Consider the following 17,785-nt stretch of genomic DNA (forward strand, 5'->3'; position numbering starts at 1 on the left):
TCCTGGTGAGGAGCGCTGCGGTGTCGATCAGCTCTGCGTGGCCGGTTCTGCGCGGCGCACACGCATCACGTTGCGCAGCCCAGCAAAGCGCGGCGCATTCGCGGTACCGGGCGTGCGACCGAAGCTCTCGGTGATGCGATCGAGAATGATCGCCAGCAGCACCACCGACAAACCGCTTTCGAAACCCAGTCCAATATCGAGCCGCTGGATGCTTGCAAGCACATCGTTGCCAAGACCGCCCGCACCGACCATCGATGCAATGATCACCATCGACAGCGCCATCATGATGGTCTGGTTCACGCCCTGCATGATCGACGGCAGCGCATTCGGAAACTGCACCTTGTAGAGCAGCTGCCACGGTGTGCAGCCGAACGCCTGGCCCGCTTCGACGATCTCGCGGTTCACGTGGCGAATGCCGAGACTCGTCAGACGTACGGCTGGCGGCATCGCGAAGATCACCGTCGACAGAATGCCCGGCACACGGCCGAGACCAAACAGCATCGCAGCAGGAATCAGATAGACGAAGGCCGGCATCGTCTGCATCAGATCGAGAATGGGCCGCACGATCATCGCAACGTGTTTGTTTTTCGCGGTCCAGATGCCGAGCGGAATACCGAACACGAGGCTGATCAAGGTCGACGACAACGTAAGACCGAGCGTGATTACCGTTTCGTCCCAGAAGCCGGTCGCGTAGATCAAGAGCAGCGATAAGGTCGCGAAGATCGCGAAACGCCAACCCACACGCCACAGCCCGATGCCGATGAAGAACGCCATCAGCGCCCACATCGGAATCGCCTGCAAGCCGTGTTCGATCAGTGCGGCGAAGCTCTCGATTGCCTTGCCGATCGCATCGAACGTGTTGGCGTCGTGATCGAGCAGGTAGTGAACCGAATCGTCGACCCAACGGCCAAGCGGGATGATCTCAGACATGGGAACCTCGACTGCGCGTAAGGACCTTGAGGACAACGGCGCGATCGACCGAGCCGCAATAGCAGCCGTCGTCGTCGACGACCGGCACAGCCGTCGTGGTCGCGCAGACGCGCGACACGACGTGATCGAGCGACGCCGCGTGCGAAATGCACTCGACCTTGCGCAGATCCGGGCTCGCGTTGCCGATCGCGTCACGCGTCACAAAACCGCGAATGCGGTGCTCAGCATCGAGCACAAACGCATACTCAGCGCTGCCGTTCAGCGATGTCTCGATGCTCGACGCGTCGAGATTGCGCAGCAGCGGCACCTCGTTGGTCTGCATCATGTCGCCGGCCGTCAGATAGCGGCTCGTATCGATACCTTCGAAAAACGCGCGGACGTAGTCGTCGGCGGGATTGGCGATGATGTCCTGCGGCGTGCCGATCTGCACCACACGGCCGCCTTCCATGATCGCGATGCGGTTGCCGATGCGCAGCGCTTCCTCGAGATCGTGGGACACAAACATGATCGTGCGACGCTGGTTCTTCTGCAGTTCCAGCAGCACGTTCTGCATTTCCTTGCGCTTGAGCGGATCGAGCGCGGAGAACGCTTCGTCCATGATCATCAGCGACGGATTCACTGCGAGCGCACGGGCGAGGCCGACGCGTTGTTGCATGCCGCCCGAGAGTTCGGCGGGCAGTTTCTGTGCGAAGGGCGCGAGACCGACCTGCTCGAGCACCTCAAGTGCGCGCTTCTCGCGCACCTTGCGGCCCATGCCGGCCACTTCGAGACCGAATGCCGCGTTCGACAGCACCGTGCGTTGCGGCATCAGTGCAAACGACTGGAACACCATGCTCATGTCGGTGCGGCGCAACGCGGTCAGCTCGGAGCGACGTACAGCGGCTACATCGCGACCATCGATCAACACCTTGCCGGCGGTCGGCTCGACGAGCCGGTTGATCAGGCGGATCAGCGTGGATTTGCCGGAACCCGACAAGCCCATCAGTACGAAAATCTCGCCTTCCTGCACCTCGAAGGACACGTCGTGGACGCCGACCACGTGACCGGTCTTTGCAAACACCTCGTCCTTGGTGGAGCCACCCGCCAGCATGTCGAGCGCGAGCCGGGGATTGGCTCCAAACACCTTACATAATCCTTCGACCACGACCTTAGGGGAATTCATTGACTCCATCTCCTCGTGGTGCAGGCGCCGGCCCGCACAGTGTGCATACATGGTTGCCAGAAAAAACCCCGACTAGCCGACTAATTCCGACAGACGCTTGCGGAAATGCGACACGGGGAGAAAAGCACAAACCTTAGAAGCAGGCGCTGTGCCTTGATGCGTAAGCGATTGCGCCGATGGTGCGTCGCACGATGGCAAACGGCTCGTGTCGTTTATGGAATGATCGGCGTCCGATTGGGCTGATCGGGGTGCAGAAGGGGCGTTGCTGCGCTTGTTTATGAAGGAAAACCCGTAGGGTTTTGATGTCTGGAAGTCACCGGGTCGCCGTTTCTTTTCATTTCTGCTGGCTGACGAGCGGTTGAGGGGCTGTCAGTTGACCACCGCCCGCATCGAGAATGACATCGAGCAACGCCATTGCATCGATGCCCTCCGGCAGACTGTGGCCTATCGTGTTCAGACGACCGTCGATCTTCAGCATCGCGAATCCATGGACCAGTGCCCACGCGGCAACGACCCGCGCGGCGCCGAAGGTGGGCAACATCGCGTCCGGCTCCTGTGGCACCCCCACTGCCGCGCGCAGCACCGACGACGCGCCGCTCATCGCCTCACGCAAGCCCGGGCGTTCGAGGTCGAGCCGCTCGCTGCGAAACATCAGCATGAAAAGACCCGGGAACTGCGTCGCAAACTCAACGTAGGCACGGCCTAGAGCGGGAAGGCGCGTCTCGGGTACATCGGGCGTATCCGCTGCGTCTGACGCGGCCACCGCGGCCGCCGCATCGAGAAGACGTCGCTCGAAGCGTTGAAAACCGACGATAGCCAGATCGCTAAGCAGCCCGGTCAGGTTCTCGAAGTGGTTCTTGGGCGCGGCGTGAGAAGCGCCGGCTTCGCGTGCCGCGGCGCGTAGCGTGAGCCCCTCGATGCCTTCGCGATTGAGAATGCGCTCTGCCGCCTCCAGCATTGCCTCGCGCAATGCGCCATGGTGATAGGGACGCCTGGCCTTGCCGGTAGAGGTGTGTTTGCTCATCGGTTCGCTGGTTATCCACCCATATATTGACGCTGTCAATTTTATCTTGACCAAGCGGAAACCGTCATCTAATTTGGATGTTGTCGATGTCAACATCAGGTCGGATTTATGCTCATCTTGATTGCCGGTCTCGTGATCTTCCTTGGAATCCATTCCATCTCGATCGTCGCGCCTCGCTGGCGCGACGCGCAGGTTGCACGCATGGGCGCGAACCCGTGGCGAGGACTGTATTCGCTGGTGTCGATCGTGAGTCTGGCTGCGGTCATCTACGGTTATGGCATCGCGCGACGCGCACCGGTCATGCTCTATGTGCCGCCGGTTGCGTTACAGCACCTGACGCTGCTGCTCATGCTTCCCGTGTTTCCTCTGCTGATCGCGACTTACGTGCCGGGCCGCGTGAAACGTATTGCCCGCCATCCGATGCTGCTTGCCGTAATCCTGTGGGCGGCGGCGCATTTGCTCGCCAACGGTACGTTGAACGATGTGTTGCTGTTCGGTGCGTTCCTTGTCTGGGCAGTAGCGGATCTGATTTCAGCCGGCCGGCGCCCCAACGTTCGTGCAGTGCCGTCGGTGCCGGCTTCGGCGGTCAATGACGTGATCGTTGTCGTTGCGGGGTTGGGGTTGTATGCGTTCACCGTGATGTCGGCGCATGTGCATGTGATCGGCGTCGCGCCGCTCGGGTGAATGCCCGCGCGTAGACCGGTCTATAAAGCAGAGGTGCCGTGTTCGTCACCGACAGGCTCACTCCAGTCGATGCAATCGAAAATGGCTTTAAGTTTTGCCCCGCGCGCGCTGTTCAGCATGGTGACGTGCGCGATGTGCCCCGCAAGCGACGCGCGAAAGTCCCTGTGCGCAGATCTATTTTGCGACGCGACGCCGTGTTTCACGCAATTGTTGAGTGTCGCCTTGAGCGTGTCGAACTTGTCGCGTGAAAAATTCGGATGCTGGTTCACGACTATGCCTGCGAGCTGTTGCCGTACACCGCGCGGCATCACACGCGTTTTGCGCGGCTGTACGGAGAATCCTTCTTCGATGGCGATCGCCGCTACTTTGACTGGCAGCCGGTCAGCTACGCTCATGAGCTGTGCGCCACCAGAGAAAGCGAGATCGTCGGCATAGCGTGTGTAATTCGCATTCAAGGAACGGGCGAGCGCCGCGAGCCGCGTATCGAGACGGAACGCACACAGGTTGGCGAGCGCGGGCGAAGTCGATGCGCCTTGCGGCAGATGTCTCGTACGAAACCGCTGTTGTTCAAGCCAGTCGAATTTCCCCTTCAGATCAGGCGCAAGCAACTGGGCACTGGGAACACGGTTGGTGACCATTGCTGTCATCGCGCGCGCTACTGCGCTCGTGTAGCCAAGCGTCCGGAATACTGAGTGGACGCGCGCCTCGGTCACAGAGACAAAGAAATCGGCAAGATCGAGACGGATGACGAGTGGCTGGCCCACGTGAGGTGCCGCGAATGAGACGATGTTTCGCCCCTTGCGGAAGCCATGTGCTGCCTCATGGGGTGGTACGCGATCGAGCAGGCCATGCAGAAGTTTGTGCTGTGCCGCGCGCAGCAACGACTTGGGACGCTCGATCAGGCGGTATCGACCACCGCGTTTCTCACATACCCGGTATGAATAGTGATGCAGCGGCGACGGGCCGTCGCGTGCCCCGACTCGCCAGCGATTCGCCAGCCACCCCAGATCGGCCGGGCTCAGCTCGAGCCAGTCAGCCAGATCGCCGAGTGCTGGCAACTGGGGGATTTCAATCTGAGCGAGGGGCGGCGGCAAGCGCCGCTGAACGGGCGCGCGTCGAAGTATGCGGATGACGCTGAGCCGCTCCTCACTCATCCATGAGGAAACGAAACCGGGCAAGTCAGCGATGAAAGGTGCCACCTCATCCGGTTGCGTGTCATCCCAACGATGACCGAATCGGTGTACCGCATCGTCTGCAGCCTCGCTTAGCCACGGCAGCTGCGCTCCGAGAATCGACGCTGCCCGGGCAGCAACGCTGTCCCTGTAGGGCTCTCCCGCCAGCATGGCCTCTGCGATCGCGATGACGGTTTGATGCAGACTTAATTGCATAGATGGAGGCGGAGCGATGAATCAACGCGCTAGTTCTGCGAGAGCTATCTTGCGCAGCGCGCAACGCTGGCTCTTGCGACGTAATGCAAACTGGAAATCAGCCACGGGGTAACCCCGTAGTCCAGGAACATCGGTTGCCTGCTCCCGGGGTGTGCTTGACTCACCGCACCGCGCAAGCACAATAGGGTTCGCGGTTGCCGTTGTCAATTCAATCTCCATACACCGCGCCGCGTACTTCCAGCGTCAATGCACCCGACATCCCTTCATAGGCTGTGTTGGTGAGCAGCAGCACTGTCAGTCCACGCGCCGCATCGATGAACCAGCTGTGGCCGTACACGCCGCCCCATTGCAGCGTGCCGGCGCTTTGCGGCGATCCGGCGAGCAGCGGATCGTTCAGCACTGCCGCGCCATAGCCGAAACCCCATCCGGGCCCTCTTGTCTCGGTGCCTGGCGGCGTGTGGTCCACATACATCGCGGCTCGAAGCGCATCGGGCAGAAACGTCTTGCCGTCGCGCACGGCTTCCAGCACGCGCAGAACGTCATCTGCGCTACCGTACATACCGGCCCCGCCCGACGGATAAGCTGCCGGCTCGAACACCCTCGATGGAGCAAACCGTACCGCCACGCCATGCCCCTCCGGTAGCGGAACGGAAACGTTCTCCGTCATTTTCACGGGCTCCGGCACACCGTCCGCGTACGGTACGGCAAAGCGTGCAGGCTCGTCTGACACGAACCCGGTATCGCGCATTCCCAGCGGGCCAGTAACGAGTTGAGCAATCGCCTCCGCGAGCGGGGCGCCGGTCGCACGTTCGATCACGGCGCCCAGTACGTCGAGCGCAAGCGAGTACCGCCACGCGCTACCGGGTGCAAACACCAGTGGCGCGCTAGCAAGGCGCCGCAGATTTTCTTCCAGGCTGAAATCGACACGATCAATCCCATCGGAAATGCCGAGCCGATCGTATTCGCTACCCGGCCCTTCCAGCAGGCCATAGCTCAACCCGGCCGTGTGCGTGAGTAGCTGATGTAGCGTCAGCGGCGGCTGACTGCCATCGGGTAATCGGGGCGTGAAATCCGGCAGCCAGCGCGACACGTGATCGTCGAGTTGCAGCTTGCCATCGGCAGCGAGGCGCAATACCGCTAACGTCGCGATCGGCTTTGTCACCGATGCGAGCCGGAACAACGTATCTTCATGCATCGGCCGTTGCGTTTCGCGTTCGGCCCAACCGTGCGCCCGTCGGTAAATCACCTTGCCGTGCGACGCAACCACGGCGACTGCGCCGACGATCCGGCGTTCTCGCAATGCGGTCGTGAAAACGGCATCGAGTCTGTCCGCCAGCGTCGATGCGTGGTGTCCTGCAACGGTCCCGGGTTCTGGTTGTGTAGTCATGGCTGCCTTCGTCGTGGGTTCGAAGGCTCACTATAGGCCAGGACCGTGATGAGCGATTCCAATGGAAAGCGCGTTTGAGGGAATGCACATGCTAGCCGGACATCGGTTTTGCGTGTGCATTCCATGCTGCCTCGCTGCATCGACTAGCAGCGTATCGAATCAATCAGACGACGCAGGGACGTCACCCTCAGTGCGTCCTGGTATGCGCCGTTGTCACTTACGGCTGGACGATACGAATGGCTTGATCCACGCCCACGGTGTCGGGACCCGTACATCCGCGGCCTTTAGCTGTGCGTTCGTCCACTGCTGAACGGCAGGGGCCGGGGCCGCTTTCGGTTCGCGTGCGACCTGTGCCTGCTTTTGCTGGTGTTGCCCGGCTGCCCGCGCCAGGCTCAGGGCAACCTGCGCCGGTGCTTTCTCCGGCTGCCGGGCGGCCTGTACCTGTGGTACAGCGGACGTCACACGTTGGCCCGCGCCACTATTAGAGGACACGGTCGGACTCGGAGCCACAGTTCCGGACGGTTGCGGCGATGCCAGGGTGGGCTGCGGCGTCACGTTTTCGCTCGCGCCACTATTGGAGGACGCGGTCGGAATCGGAGCAACAGTTGCAGACGGTTGCGGCAACACCGGGGGAAGCGACGGCGTTGCGCTCTGGTCCACACTATTGTCTGCGACGAGCGGCGCCGCTACGTCTTGCAGCACCGGTTTTACATCCTCGTCGATTCGCCCTTCATTGCGCGTTCCACCCGTGACGTCGATCTTGGCTGTGCTGGTGATGACCCCCAGTGCCGAGTTTGACAAGCCGCCGGTCACTGAGATAACACCACTCCGTATCGTCCCCTGATTCGTGATACCCCCCGTCACATCGAGGGCATCAATTGCCGTCACCTTGCTCTCGACACCGAGATTCTTGAGACTGCCCGACGCCAACACACTGTTACCGCTGACCGCCCCTTCATTGACGAGTCCACCCGACACATCGAGGACACCGATTGCCGTCGCCTTACTCTCGACACCGAGATTCCTGAGACCACCCGACACCAACACACCGTTGCCGCTGATCGTCCCTTCATTGACGAGTCCACCCGACACATCGAGGACATCAGTTGCCGTCGCCTTGCTCTCGACACCGAGATTCCTGAGACCGCCCGACACCGACACACCGTTGCCGCTGATTGTCCCTTCATTGACGAGTCCACCCGTCACATCGAGAACATCAATTGCCGTCACCTTGCTCTCGACGCCGAGATTCTTGAGACCGGCCGACACCGACACACCGTTACCGCTGATCGTCCCTTCATTGACGAGTCCACCTCGCACATCAAGAGCATCCTTCGCAATCACTTTGCCCAGGACATTAACGCCAACCCCCGCCGACCTGGCCACCATCCGGATCGAACCCGCCTGCAGACTACCGAGTTTCGACACGTCGATTGCAACGGCAGGCCGCTCCAGTCCGCCGTCGATGTCGGCCGTCGAGACGTTAGATATCGAGATTGCCCCTGTAACAGGGTCCACGAACGTCATGAACTTTGTCACACCCTCCTGGAGTTCTAGTACATCTCCCTCGAGTGTCGTCCTGCCTTTATTCGCCACGACGTTCAGCTTTGTCGCGCGAATCTCCGCGTTCACCTGCAAGCTGCCGGCAATGAGATCCAGCTGTTGAGTCCCACTGGCGTCGATCCCGCTGCCCTCGACGGCCAGGCGGCCGTTGTCTGTGCTGAAGCCCGAGACATTGCCATCTTCACCAAGGACCGGATGACCCGCGACGAGTGTTGCCCGGGTCGCGTTGATGAACCCGACGCCATCGGCCGTAATGCCGTTCGGATTCGCTACGATCAGGTGTGCTGCCTGGCCAGCAATCTCGGTGGTACCACCCAGCCTCGATGCGTTACCGCCCGTCACTTCGTTCAGGATCACACGCGCGGGCGCGCTGCCGAGTTGCGCGTTGCCGCTAATCAACCCGCCAAGCTGGGTTTGCACGGACGTGTTGCTGTTGTTCAGGATCAGGCCAGCTGCACCGACGTTGTAGTCCGTGAACTTGTTGTGCGATACGCCGGCGCCGTTCGGCGCGACGATATCGATGACCGGCACGCCATTTGCAGCAGCGCCGATGGCCGCTTGATTCACTGCGGCCGGATCGATTGCTAGGGTGGTCTGGGCGTGGATCACCTGGATCGACAGCAACGGCATCACAATTGCCATTTTCGCAATCAATCTGGTATGCGAAATTACGTTGCTGCTACGATTTTTTTGTTTGATTACGCGTTTCATATTTTTCCCGAATCTTGTGTGGAAATGGATTTTCGGCGTCAACCGCCTCAACTGACGTGAGCATCCAGAATCATCTGTGTCGTCACGCTATATATGACCTCCCTGATTAAAGTGAATGAATGGGTCGTAGTCACTCGAAGCACATCCGTCGATACGACGAGCCAGACTCAGAACCGGTAAGTCATCTGGACATTCAGTGACGGCGTTCCGGTCTGGATCGTGTCCGGGCGCAGCAACGGCACACCGACAGAAACGTCATAGCCGAGCCCGCGGTAACTGCCGCGGATGCCAAACGCGCTGCCGATCAACGTGCGCCCGCCCGCCGCTGCGAGGTCGCCCGATACCTGCCCTGCATCGAGTGCGACATAGGTCTCGCTTCCCGCGAACAGGCCCGTTGCAAGTTCGTTGCGCCATGTCCATCCGCTTTGCGCCGCGAGGGACCGGTTGCCGTCAAAACCGCGCACCGAATAGCGTCCGCCGATCTGCAGGTATTCCGTGAATGGAGTGGGCTGAAGTGCGTGCTGGAGAAAGAACGTGCCGCGATAGCCGAATGCCCGTGAATCGATCCGGAACGGCACGTTTAGTGAGGCGCTCGTGGTAAGAATCTGGTAGCGACCGCTCCAGTTCGACTGCCCGTAGACGAAACCAGGGGTCTGACTTAGCCCAGCCAGGCTGCCGCGCAATCCAATCGCCGCATGTAACGACGCATCCGAGAACATTTCCAGGTGGCTCGCGCGAATCTCATAGCTGGTGATATCGCGTTTCTGCACACCGATTTCTTCGCCACCGAGCGAGGCCTGGTCCTGTCGACGCACGAGGTTGAGCTGGAGCGAACCCTTGTTGTGACTTGTGCGGTAAGGGACGTAGGTCAAGCCCGCCTCGAAGCGGCGGGTTCGGGCGGTGTACAGAATGTCCGCGCCGACAACCGGCAAAGCCTGTTTCGACGACCACTCGCTAAAACCCAGCGAAAACGATGCATACCCGATCGGCACATTCCACGCGATGCTCTTCGAACGCGACCCGGCTCTGTCGTTGCCAAGCCCGGCGTCGTTGTTGACGGTGGCGATCAACTGGTCGTAGAGGTGGAGCGGTGAATCGATTGCAACGATGGCACCCAACTGGTTGCGGCCGGTCGCGTCGATGCCGGAGTTGTCTGCGGTGAGCACGAACCGCACTCGCCGTGTGTTTTGCGGGTGCCGGATGACGATGTCGGTTTCGCCGAGGTCCGCGCCCGGCACGAGATCGAATGCTGTAACGCCCTGCCCCGGCAACCTGCGGATGTTTTCGAGCGCCTGGTCCAGATCGCGGATATTCAGCAGCGCATGAGACCGCTCGGGAAAGACTATGCGCGACCAGCCGACGCTGGTGCCCTCGTCGCGGATGGCTCCAACGCGACCTGGAACGATCTCGATGACCAGATGACCAGTGGTGAAATCCTGCTCCGGAATAAAAACCTGCGTCGTGATATAGCCGTCCGCAATCAGCTGACGCGCGACCCATTGGCTCAATATGTCGCGGCCCTGCGCGCCAATGCATGCGCCTTCGACCGGCACTCGCCCGGGTAACCACGGAAAATGTTCGGCGCCGCGCCATTCGACTTCCGCGACGGTGACGCATGGCGTTTCGACGGGGAAATCAGGGAGTTCTGACTTTTGCCGCACTACCGGCGTGAGAACCTCCGGAGGCGCAAATGCCTGCTCCTTGACGACCTGAAGTTGCTGCTCCTGATAGCGCTGCGTGTCCTGGGACGGAAGACGGTCCGGATTGCCTGCCTGCGCGTCGGCATTCGAAGCGGCTGTAAAAAACCGCGCGACAATCGCCGCGCATATCGAATATTTTATATTTCTCAATTTACGTACTGCGAACAATATTAATCATTATTTAATTTCCAATCTGCGCAGACAATTTCTACGATTTCTATCGCACTTCTTAATTTAATCAATCTCAAATTGACGGAGTAACGTACGCATGACTCTACCCGCATGATTTATTAGGAAAATAGGACTGCTCTTAAAACGACGCGGCGTCGTATGGCCGGTGCGCAAAAGGAAGAGATGAGTGCGTGGACGAGTGTCACGCGATGCAATGCCGAGCCACCTGCGCAGGCACAACCAGACCGGCAGGATATCGACCCGCTTCGACGCGATGAGCGCGGTCCTTCGGGGCGAAGCACCAGGGCGCGCGGTGAATTGCGGTGAACCTCCTGCGAAAGCAGGTCGGTAGAAGACGTCCGCGGCGTGAAGCAGACATGCTCGCGTTGCAAACGAAAAAAAGCCCCGTGCATCAGCGATGCCGGGGCCTAATCCCATGTCAAGGAGATGTCATGGAGGAGACGATTCGATCATAGCGGCGACACCATCTGCGACCCAACAAATCCTTTCCGATAAGCTTATCCATGAATGTTCGCTGTACCCAACCGCCCCAATGAGATAACCCTGCTCGCGTATATCGTTATCAGAATATGTCGGTTCTCGCTGCTACCATCGGTCACTAAGATGACGGTTTGAATAGCGGTCCCCGCGGTGGAGACCGTCCGTGCCCGCCGCGCGCAGCACCTTGCGCGGCCGCCGGCAGCCGCTCACGAAGGAGCATTCCGTTGACCAGTTTCGATCATCATCGCCGGCCGCTCGTCATTGGCATCGGCGGTACGACGCGCGCAGCTTCGTCGACCGAGCGTGCGCTCGGTTTCGCGCTGCGCGGCGCCCAGGATGCAGGCGCGCGCACGCGTCTGTTCGGCGGCGAGTTTCTGCATAGCCTGCCGCACTACGCCCCCGAAAACCCGCAGCGCACCGCCGAACAGCTCGAACTGATCGAAGCCGTGCGCACCGCCGACGCCCTCATCATCGCGACGCCCGGCTATCACGGCGGTGTGTCGGGTCTCGTGAAGAACGCACTCGATACGCTCGAAGAACTGCGCGCCGACGAACGTCCGTATCTCGACGGCCGCGCGGTGGGCTGCATCGTCACCGCCTATGGCTGGCAAGCCGCGGGCTCGGTGCTGACTTCCCTGCGCTCGATCGTGCATGCGCTGCGCGGCTGGCCCACGCCGTTCGGTGCCGGCATCAATACGCTGGAAACCCGCTTCGACAGCGTCGATACGTGTTCCGATCCGAAGGTCGTCGAGCAACTTGCGACAGTGGGCCGCCAGGCCGCTGACTTTGCGCTCGCGTTCAATGCGCATCGGCAGCCGGTGCGTCTTGGTGCCGACACGGTGACGGAGTCGCGTACGGCGAAAGTGCTGTCGCTGGCCAGTTAGCTATCGAGACTAGTTCCGCCCAGGGTGCACCGCGCGCCCTGGCGCACTGCAAACACACATTACGCAGCAATCACCGTTTCACCTTCCCAGCCCGCTCCCACCTGCTCCGCTTCTACGCCCAGTACCTGCACGGAAGAAGCGCACCGCGTGCGCCAGCCAACAGACCGTTCGCAGTCCGCGACGGATAGTCGACACCAGTTTCTCGCTTGCGATACCACGCGATCCGTGAAGACCGTTCCCGGCTCCCGCTGATTTGCTTGCGACGAAAGATTGGTTCACCGGGCGCACGGCACACCCTACGCTTGTGCCAGCCCGTTCACTTTCCGATCGTCGACATGCGTACTCTTACGCAACGCGGGCACGATCATCGCGACGACCATGAATCGACACATTCATTACAAGGGTTACGAAGTCGCACCGGTAGCACAGCGGCTTCCCAACGGCCTCTTCGCGGCCAATCTCACCATCGAGAAAGCCGTGGCAAACCAGAGCCGCGCGTACTCGTTCGATGCGCTCGACTACTTCTTCGATGAAGAGCATGCGCTCGCCTATGCGTTCCGCTGGGGACGCATGTGGATCGACAACCGGCAGTAGCATTTACCCCGGCCACAGGTAAAAAACACCAGCGGTGCTGCGGCACCGACCGGCCACGGCTGGTGTCGTCGTCGGGAGCGGCCGGGTTGTGCCAGAATACGCAACATCCTCGCTTCGCCCATTTCCCCCACCATGTCTGACACGCTGACGCATGCTGCCGGAGATCGCACGATCTGGGCGAAGCTCGTCCGCGATCGCGTCGCGTTTGTCGAAAGCATCGCTGCCGATGGCGTTATACCGAAGCGCATGCCCCTTGCGCTGCGCTTCATGAAGCCGTCATTCCAGGAACCTGCCAGATGGCCCTGACCGTCGACGAACAGCTCGCTCTGAGCGCCACCGAAGCGGTCGCGGCAATCCATGCCGGCCGCCTCAAGGCCACCGACTACGTCGCTACGCTACTGGCCCGCGCAGCCGCGCTCGCGCGCCTGAACGCACTGACCGTGCTGGCGATGGAAGAAGCACTCGCCGCCGCGCAGCGCATCGACGCACTGCCACCGGACGTGCGCGCGCAGTTGCCTCTCGCCGGACTGCCGATCGTCGTGAAGGACAACATCAATACGCGCGACCTGCCGACGTCGGCCGGTACGCCCTCGCTGGAAGGCTTCGTACCCGATAGCAACGCGCCGTCGGTGCAGCGGCTGCTCGATGCCGGCGCGATCGTGCTCGGCAAGGCCAACATGCACGAACTCGCGTTGGGCATCACCAGCACGAATCTCGCGCCGCACGCAGGGCCTGTGCGCAATCCCTACGATCCGAGCCTGATTCCCGGTGGATCGTCGGGCGGCACGGCCGCCGCCATCGCCGCACGCATCGTGCCGGCCGGCCTCGGCACCGATACCGGCGGATCGACGCGGATTCCCGCCGCGCTCACCGGCACCGTCGGGTTTCGTCCGTCGGTCGGCGACGGTAAGGCACAACGCCGCTATCACGATCCGAACGCCGTCGTACCGATTGCGCACACGCGCGACACGGTGGGCCCGATGGCGCGCACGGTTGCGGATATCGCGCTGCTCGACGGCGTGATCACCGGCGATCACACGCTGCCCACGGTCGACCTGGCGCATCTGCGGATCGGCTTGCCCGCGCCGCTGTGGGAAGGGCTCGCGAAATCGGTGGAAAACGTCGCGCGCGATGCGCTCGAGCGGCTCGAAGCGGCCGGTGTGACGTTCGTTCCGGTCGAGATGCCCGACCTGTTGTCGTTGAACGCGCGGGTCGGCAGCGCCATCGCCCTGCACGAACCGCGCGAAGACGTGCCCGCGTGGCTCGTCGCGAACCGTGCGCCGGTCCAGACCGTCGAGGCCGTCGCAGCGCGCATCGCCAGCCCGGACGTGCGTGCTGCGTACGACGCGATTCTCGCCGACCGGTTCGGTGGCGACTATTACGAGGCACTGACGGTCTGGCGTCCGCAACTCCAGCGGCACTACGCGGACACCTTCGTCGCCCACCAACTCGACGCGCTGCTGTTCCCGACCACCCGCCTCGCAGCGGTACCGCTCGACGAGATCAACGGGTCGTCGAAGGTATCGATCGACGGCGCCGAACCGATCGACGAAATGAGCGCATACCTGCGCAATACCGATCCGGCTAGCGCCGCCGGTATCCCCGGGCTGTCGCTGGCTGCGGGCATGACGAAGGAGCGTCTGCCGGTCGGCATCGAGATCGATGGTCTGATCGGTAGCGACCGTCGCCTGCTGGCTATCGGTATCGCGCTTGAGCAGGTGCTCGGTCAGCTGCCTGCTCCGGTGCTCTGAGCGATGCTGCACACGATCTCCGCACGTCCGGCGCTACGTTTCGTCTTCGCGGCCCTGCTCGCCTGTGCGGTAGCCAGCTGCGCAAAGCTCGCCGCAGTCGACCACGATGCCCTGTGGAAAATCGTCTATCTGCAATGCGTGCCAGCCGCCGAGGCCGGTAGCCACAATTACGGCCAGTGCACGACCGTCGACCTGCAACGCCGCTACGCGATTCTCAAGGACATCGCCGGCCGCGCGCAGCATCTGCTGATTCCAACCGATCGCGTGACGGGCATCGAAAGTCCGCAGATTCTCGTGCCCGGTGCGCCGTCGTACTGGGCCGACGCATGGACGTCGCGTCGCTATGTCGATGCGTCGCTCGGGAAGTCGCTCAAGCAGCCGCTCGCGGACAACCAGATCGGCATCGAGATCAACTCCGAGTACCGGCGCTCGCAGGACCAGTTGCATATTCACATCGACTGTATGCGCGCCGATGTGACAGACGCGCTCGCGCGCCATCGCGACGATGCGCCAGGCGAGTGGCGCTGGGATACGGTCGACGGCAAACGCTACCGGATCATGCGGATCACCGCTTTAACCGATGCCAGCGATCCATTCCGCCTCGTCGCCCGCGATCAGATCGGACCGCAGGCGATGGCCCTGCAGACCATCCTCGTCACCGGCGCGGGCCCATCCGCCCCCACCGATGGCTGGCTCGTCCTGAACAGCGACCTCGACATGACTGGCGGCACCGGCACCGCCGAGGGCCTGCTCGACCATGTGTGCCGGATCGCGAGTCACGGCTAGCCGCCTGCCACCCGCACACGGTTCTATCCTCGCTGCATGGCGCCACGTAGCCCGCACGCGCTATGCAGCTTCCCGCACAAGCTTTGCGCAACAAATTGGTTCTGTGCCGCAACCCCAGCCGATAGCATCGGCCCTGTTGCGTGTCCGGGCGCCTGCTGCGTCCGCGTCTTCCTGAACCGCCTGTAGTCTCCGCCGCCACGCTTCCGGCATCCAGGCCCGACCGATCCTGCCGATGGCGATCTACCTCGACGATACGCAACGCAACGCCCTGGCGCGTCTTAGCACCGGCTGGACCTGGCGCACCCAGTGGCCCACGTGGTTGTTGATCGTCGTGATCTATGGCGGATGGTTCGGCGTTGCACTGCATGCACGCACGCTTGGCTTGCCGCTGGCGGTCGCATTGCTTGCGGTATTGAGCGCATGGTATCTGTCGCTGCAGCACGAACTGCTGCATGGTCATCCGACTCGCTCACGGGTCTTCAACAGTCTGTTCGGTCTCGCGCCGCTGGCCGTGTGGTTTCCGTACGGCATCTATCGCAATTCACATCTGCGGCATCACGACGATACGCAACTGACGCATCCCGAACTCGATCCCGAAAGCTATTTCGTCGACGCCCCCGCATGGCAACAGACCGGTACCGTGCTACGCGGGCTGCTGACCGCGCGCAACACGTTTGTCGGGCGCCTCTTGCTCGGCCCCGCTTTCTCGATCGCCGCGACCGCGACGCATGCGGTGCGCAAGGTGGTCTCCGGCGACTGGCGCGATGTGCCGACATGGCTTGCGCACGGTGCCGCGCTCGCTGCGTTGACGCTGTGGCTCGATCGCGTCTGCGGTATTCCGGCGTGGTGCTTCATCATCGGCGCCGGTTATCCGTCGCTCGCGATTGCATCGATCCGCTCGTTCCACGAACACCGGGTTGCCGACGCACACGAACACCGCACGGTGATCAACGAGGCCGCGTTGTTCTGGCGTCTTCTGTTCCTCAACAACAACTACCACCTCGTGCACCACGACCTGCCGCATGTGCCGTGGTTTGCACTTCGGCAAGTCTATGAAGCGTCACGCCAGCAATACGTGGAACGCTCGGGAGGATTTCTCGTACGCGGTTACAACGAATGGTTGCGCCGCTATGCATTCGCACCGGTTGCGAGTCCGGTTCATGGCGATCTATTCGCCTCGACCCGGAGCAATTCGCCTGCTCGCCAGGCCGTAAAGCAAGCCCGATAAGCTCCGTAGTCATCTGCTGGAGAGATGTCGCGCTGCTGCGTCGTGCATGATTTCGTAGACGAGCGGATCATTGGTCACCCGGATTCTGCCGCTCTGAACCATCTTTCCGTCGACAAGCGTCGTCCCATAGACAAACTGACAACCGTCGTAGCAGGTCAAGGTTCCGTTGCTGGCGCCGTCCTGATAGCGAACGACCGGCTCACTGTCGTGCGTACCGTCGTCCCAGACAAGAACGAACGATTCATCGGTTGAGTCGTTCGTTGGAATCTTCGCGTATTCGAACGCGGTTCCTCTTCTCGCGACATAGTAGTGATCGGGTTCCGCTTCCTTTGCCGCGAGCGTTGACCGTTTGGACGCCGGCTCTCTACGTGCATCGGCGAAGCATAGCGCGAGCAAAACGACCAGCAAAAGTCCGGTAGCAATGGCTATCCCGTATCGCTGCGCGCGACCGCGCATAGTAGTGCCCCCTCGCTAAACCGAAAAAGCCCCCGACTACTGCTTCGCTACGGGCGCCGCGCTCTCCCCGAGCATTTTCGCGTTGAGGTCAATGTTTTGCGCCTTCAGAAAGGCTGCCTTCGTAGTCCACTTCACCGTGCCATCCGGCAAGCCGAATGCGAGTTCGTTGTCGTCGGGTTGATCAGTGGTAGAGGGAGCTTCGACAAAGCGCTTGCGTCGCCATGCCAGCGCGACAAGCGTTCTCTTTCCTGCAGGAGATACCTTGAACACGCGTATCCATGCCGGGCGGTCGCCGAGATCTGAGGCGTCGCTATCGTCATCGTCCTGAGCCGACTGGCGTGCCCAACCGATCGCAATGACCTTGATCGTTCGCCCAGACCGGTCTAACTGCTCCTGGCGCTGCACGTGTCGACCTAACAGGCGAAATCGTGCGACGGGTACGTGAGACCCCGCCTTGAAATACTCGGCTATGACCCAATCGCCTCCGGAAGACACAATGGGGACATCTCGTCGACGGTCGTATCGATAGATTCGGGCGAGGTTGTGAACCACCTCCTGCGGAACAACGGTATTCGGGAAAGCGTACCTCGCGGATTTGAAATCACCCGTTTCAGACGCTATCGAGTTTTCCGCATTCATGTCCAGCGCCAGCAACTTCGGCGGCAGGGAGATCGAGATCAGCGTATCGCCAGAAATCCTGGCGATATACGGTGGACGCGACGACTGGATCGTCTTGACGGGAAGTTCTGCTCGCGATGACGCAAACGCGCCTGGTGAAATCATCAGACTGGCAAGCGCGCTCACCACAAAAAAAGCTTTCTGGCGGAAATTCATGAGAGGTGCGATGAGGTAGCTGAAAAAGCGA

14 protein-coding genes and 1 pseudogene are annotated in these 17,785 nt (G+C 61.4%); 6 read left to right on the forward strand and 9 right to left on the reverse strand.

Annotation, left to right across the window (positions count from 1 at the left end):
* Nucleotides 1-27: 27 nt before the first annotated feature.
* From choW to BWP39_RS23430, 3 genes and pseudogenes are all read right to left on the reverse strand, one after another.
* Nucleotides 28-930: a choline ABC transporter permease subunit gene (choW, locus tag BWP39_RS23420; protein ID WP_091007211.1), complete on the reverse strand. Its 903-nt coding sequence runs from the start codon at nt 928-930 to the stop codon at nt 28-30.
* Nucleotides 923-2,217: pseudogene (locus BWP39_RS23425) on the reverse strand (quaternary amine ABC transporter ATP-binding protein); the annotation flags it as partial. The pseudogene BWP39_RS23425 and the gene choW, both read right to left, overlap by 8 nt.
* Before the next feature lie 209 nt (nt 2,218-2,426).
* Nucleotides 2,427-3,116 (reverse strand): TetR/AcrR family transcriptional regulator, encoded by a 690-nt coding sequence (locus BWP39_RS23430; RefSeq protein ID WP_157915169.1) that lies wholly within the window; start codon nt 3,114-3,116, stop codon nt 2,427-2,429.
* Between the two features lie 108 nt (nt 3,117-3,224).
* Here BWP39_RS23430 and BWP39_RS23435 point away from each other — a divergent pair, with 108 nt between their 5' ends.
* Nucleotides 3,225-3,800 carry an NnrU family protein gene (locus BWP39_RS23435; protein ID WP_096724537.1) on the forward strand — a complete coding sequence of 192 codons (576 nt, stop codon included), beginning with the start codon at nt 3,225-3,227 and terminating at the stop codon, nt 3,798-3,800.
* Between the two features lie 20 nt (nt 3,801-3,820).
* Here BWP39_RS23435 and BWP39_RS23440 read toward each other — a convergent pair whose 3' ends face one another.
* The 4 genes from BWP39_RS23440 to BWP39_RS23455 all read right to left on the reverse strand — a co-directional run bounded on the left by BWP39_RS23440 (nt 3,821) and on the right by BWP39_RS23455 (nt 10,699).
* Nucleotides 3,821-4,858, reverse strand: coding sequence for a reverse transcriptase family protein (locus BWP39_RS23440; RefSeq protein ID WP_207557062.1), 1,038 nt, complete (start codon nt 4,856-4,858; stop codon nt 3,821-3,823).
* Between the two features lie 538 nt (nt 4,859-5,396).
* Entirely contained in the window at nt 5,397-6,575 is a 1,179-nt protein-coding gene (locus BWP39_RS23445) for a serine hydrolase domain-containing protein (RefSeq protein WP_096724541.1), read from the reverse strand.
* A 213-nt stretch (nt 6,576-6,788) separates the two neighbouring features.
* Nucleotides 6,789-8,780 (reverse strand): filamentous hemagglutinin N-terminal domain-containing protein, encoded by a 1,992-nt coding sequence (locus BWP39_RS23450; protein WP_157915170.1) that lies wholly within the window; start codon nt 8,778-8,780, stop codon nt 6,789-6,791.
* A 236-nt stretch (nt 8,781-9,016) separates the two neighbouring features.
* Nucleotides 9,017-10,699, reverse strand: coding sequence for a ShlB/FhaC/HecB family hemolysin secretion/activation protein (locus BWP39_RS23455; RefSeq protein WP_133116919.1), 1,683 nt, complete (start codon nt 10,697-10,699; stop codon nt 9,017-9,019).
* A gap of 746 nt (nt 10,700-11,445) precedes the next feature.
* Here BWP39_RS23455 and BWP39_RS23460 point away from each other — a divergent pair.
* The 5 genes from BWP39_RS23460 to BWP39_RS23480 all read left to right on the forward strand — a co-directional run bounded on the left by BWP39_RS23460 (nt 11,446) and on the right by BWP39_RS23480 (nt 16,464).
* The gene (locus tag BWP39_RS23460) at nt 11,446-12,105 is read left to right on the forward strand and encodes an NADPH-dependent FMN reductase (RefSeq protein ID WP_096724547.1); all 660 of its coding nucleotides are present in this window, start codon (nt 11,446-11,448) and stop codon (nt 12,103-12,105) included.
* Nucleotides 12,106-12,483: 378 nt separating this feature from the next.
* Nucleotides 12,484-12,699, forward strand: a complete 216-nt coding sequence (locus BWP39_RS23465; RefSeq protein ID WP_091007240.1) for an HlyU family transcriptional regulator — start codon at nt 12,484-12,486, stop codon at nt 12,697-12,699.
* 296 nt (nt 12,700-12,995) lie between these two features.
* Nucleotides 12,996-14,450, forward strand: coding sequence for an indoleacetamide hydrolase (gene iaaH, locus BWP39_RS23470; RefSeq protein ID WP_096724549.1), 1,455 nt, complete (start codon nt 12,996-12,998; stop codon nt 14,448-14,450).
* Nucleotides 14,451-14,453: 3 nt separating this feature from the next.
* Complete coding sequence (locus BWP39_RS23475) at nt 14,454-15,236, forward strand: CDP-diacylglycerol diphosphatase (RefSeq protein WP_096724551.1); 783 nt, start codon at nt 14,454-14,456, stop codon at nt 15,234-15,236.
* A 232-nt stretch (nt 15,237-15,468) separates the two neighbouring features.
* A complete protein-coding gene (locus BWP39_RS23480; protein ID WP_096724553.1) occupies nt 15,469-16,464 on the forward strand; it encodes a fatty acid desaturase in 996 nt (331 codons plus the stop codon).
* A gap of 9 nt (nt 16,465-16,473) precedes the next feature.
* On the opposite strand, the gene BWP39_RS23485 is transcribed toward BWP39_RS23480, so the two are convergent.
* Nucleotides 16,474-16,920 carry a hypothetical protein gene (locus BWP39_RS23485; protein WP_096724556.1) on the reverse strand — a complete coding sequence of 149 codons (447 nt, stop codon included), beginning with the start codon at nt 16,918-16,920 and terminating at the stop codon, nt 16,474-16,476.
* 36 nt (nt 16,921-16,956) lie between these two features.
* Nucleotides 16,957-17,754, reverse strand: coding sequence for a hypothetical protein (locus BWP39_RS23490; protein ID WP_096724558.1), 798 nt, complete (start codon nt 17,752-17,754; stop codon nt 16,957-16,959).
* Nucleotides 17,755-17,785 lie beyond the last annotated feature (31 nt).

It is taken from the genome of Paraburkholderia acidicola, from assembly GCF_002362315.1.
GTDB lineage: Bacteria > Pseudomonadota > Gammaproteobacteria > Burkholderiales > Burkholderiaceae > Paraburkholderia > Paraburkholderia acidicola.

Bases quoted from the DNA above. Each gene is read 5' to 3' on its own strand.
- choW (WP_091007211.1), bottom strand. From the start codon at position 930: ATGTCTGAGATCATCCCGCTTGGCCGTTGGGTCGACGATTCGGTTCAC.
- BWP39_RS23430 (WP_157915169.1), bottom strand. From the start codon at position 3,116: ATGAGCAAACACACCTCTACCGGCAAGGCCAGGCGTCCCTATCACCAT.
- BWP39_RS23435 (WP_096724537.1), top strand. From the start codon at position 3,225: ATGCTCATCTTGATTGCCGGTCTCGTGATCTTCCTTGGAATCCATTCC.
- BWP39_RS23445 (WP_096724541.1), bottom strand. From the start codon at position 6,575: ATGACTACACAACCAGAACCCGGGACCGTTGCAGGACACCACGCATCG.
- BWP39_RS23450 (WP_157915170.1), bottom strand. From the start codon at position 8,780: ATGGCAATTGTGATGCCGTTGCTGTCGATCCAGGTGATCCACGCCCAG.
- BWP39_RS23465 (WP_091007240.1), top strand. From the start codon at position 12,484: ATGAATCGACACATTCATTACAAGGGTTACGAAGTCGCACCGGTAGCA.
- iaaH (WP_096724549.1), top strand. From the start codon at position 12,996: ATGGCCCTGACCGTCGACGAACAGCTCGCTCTGAGCGCCACCGAAGCG.
- BWP39_RS23475 (WP_096724551.1), top strand. From the start codon at position 14,454: ATGCTGCACACGATCTCCGCACGTCCGGCGCTACGTTTCGTCTTCGCG.
- BWP39_RS23480 (WP_096724553.1), top strand. From the start codon at position 15,469: ATGGCGATCTACCTCGACGATACGCAACGCAACGCCCTGGCGCGTCTT.
- BWP39_RS23485 (WP_096724556.1), bottom strand. From the start codon at position 16,920: ATGCGCGGTCGCGCGCAGCGATACGGGATAGCCATTGCTACCGGACTT.
- BWP39_RS23490 (WP_096724558.1), bottom strand. From the start codon at position 17,754: ATGAATTTCCGCCAGAAAGCTTTTTTTGTGGTGAGCGCGCTTGCCAGT.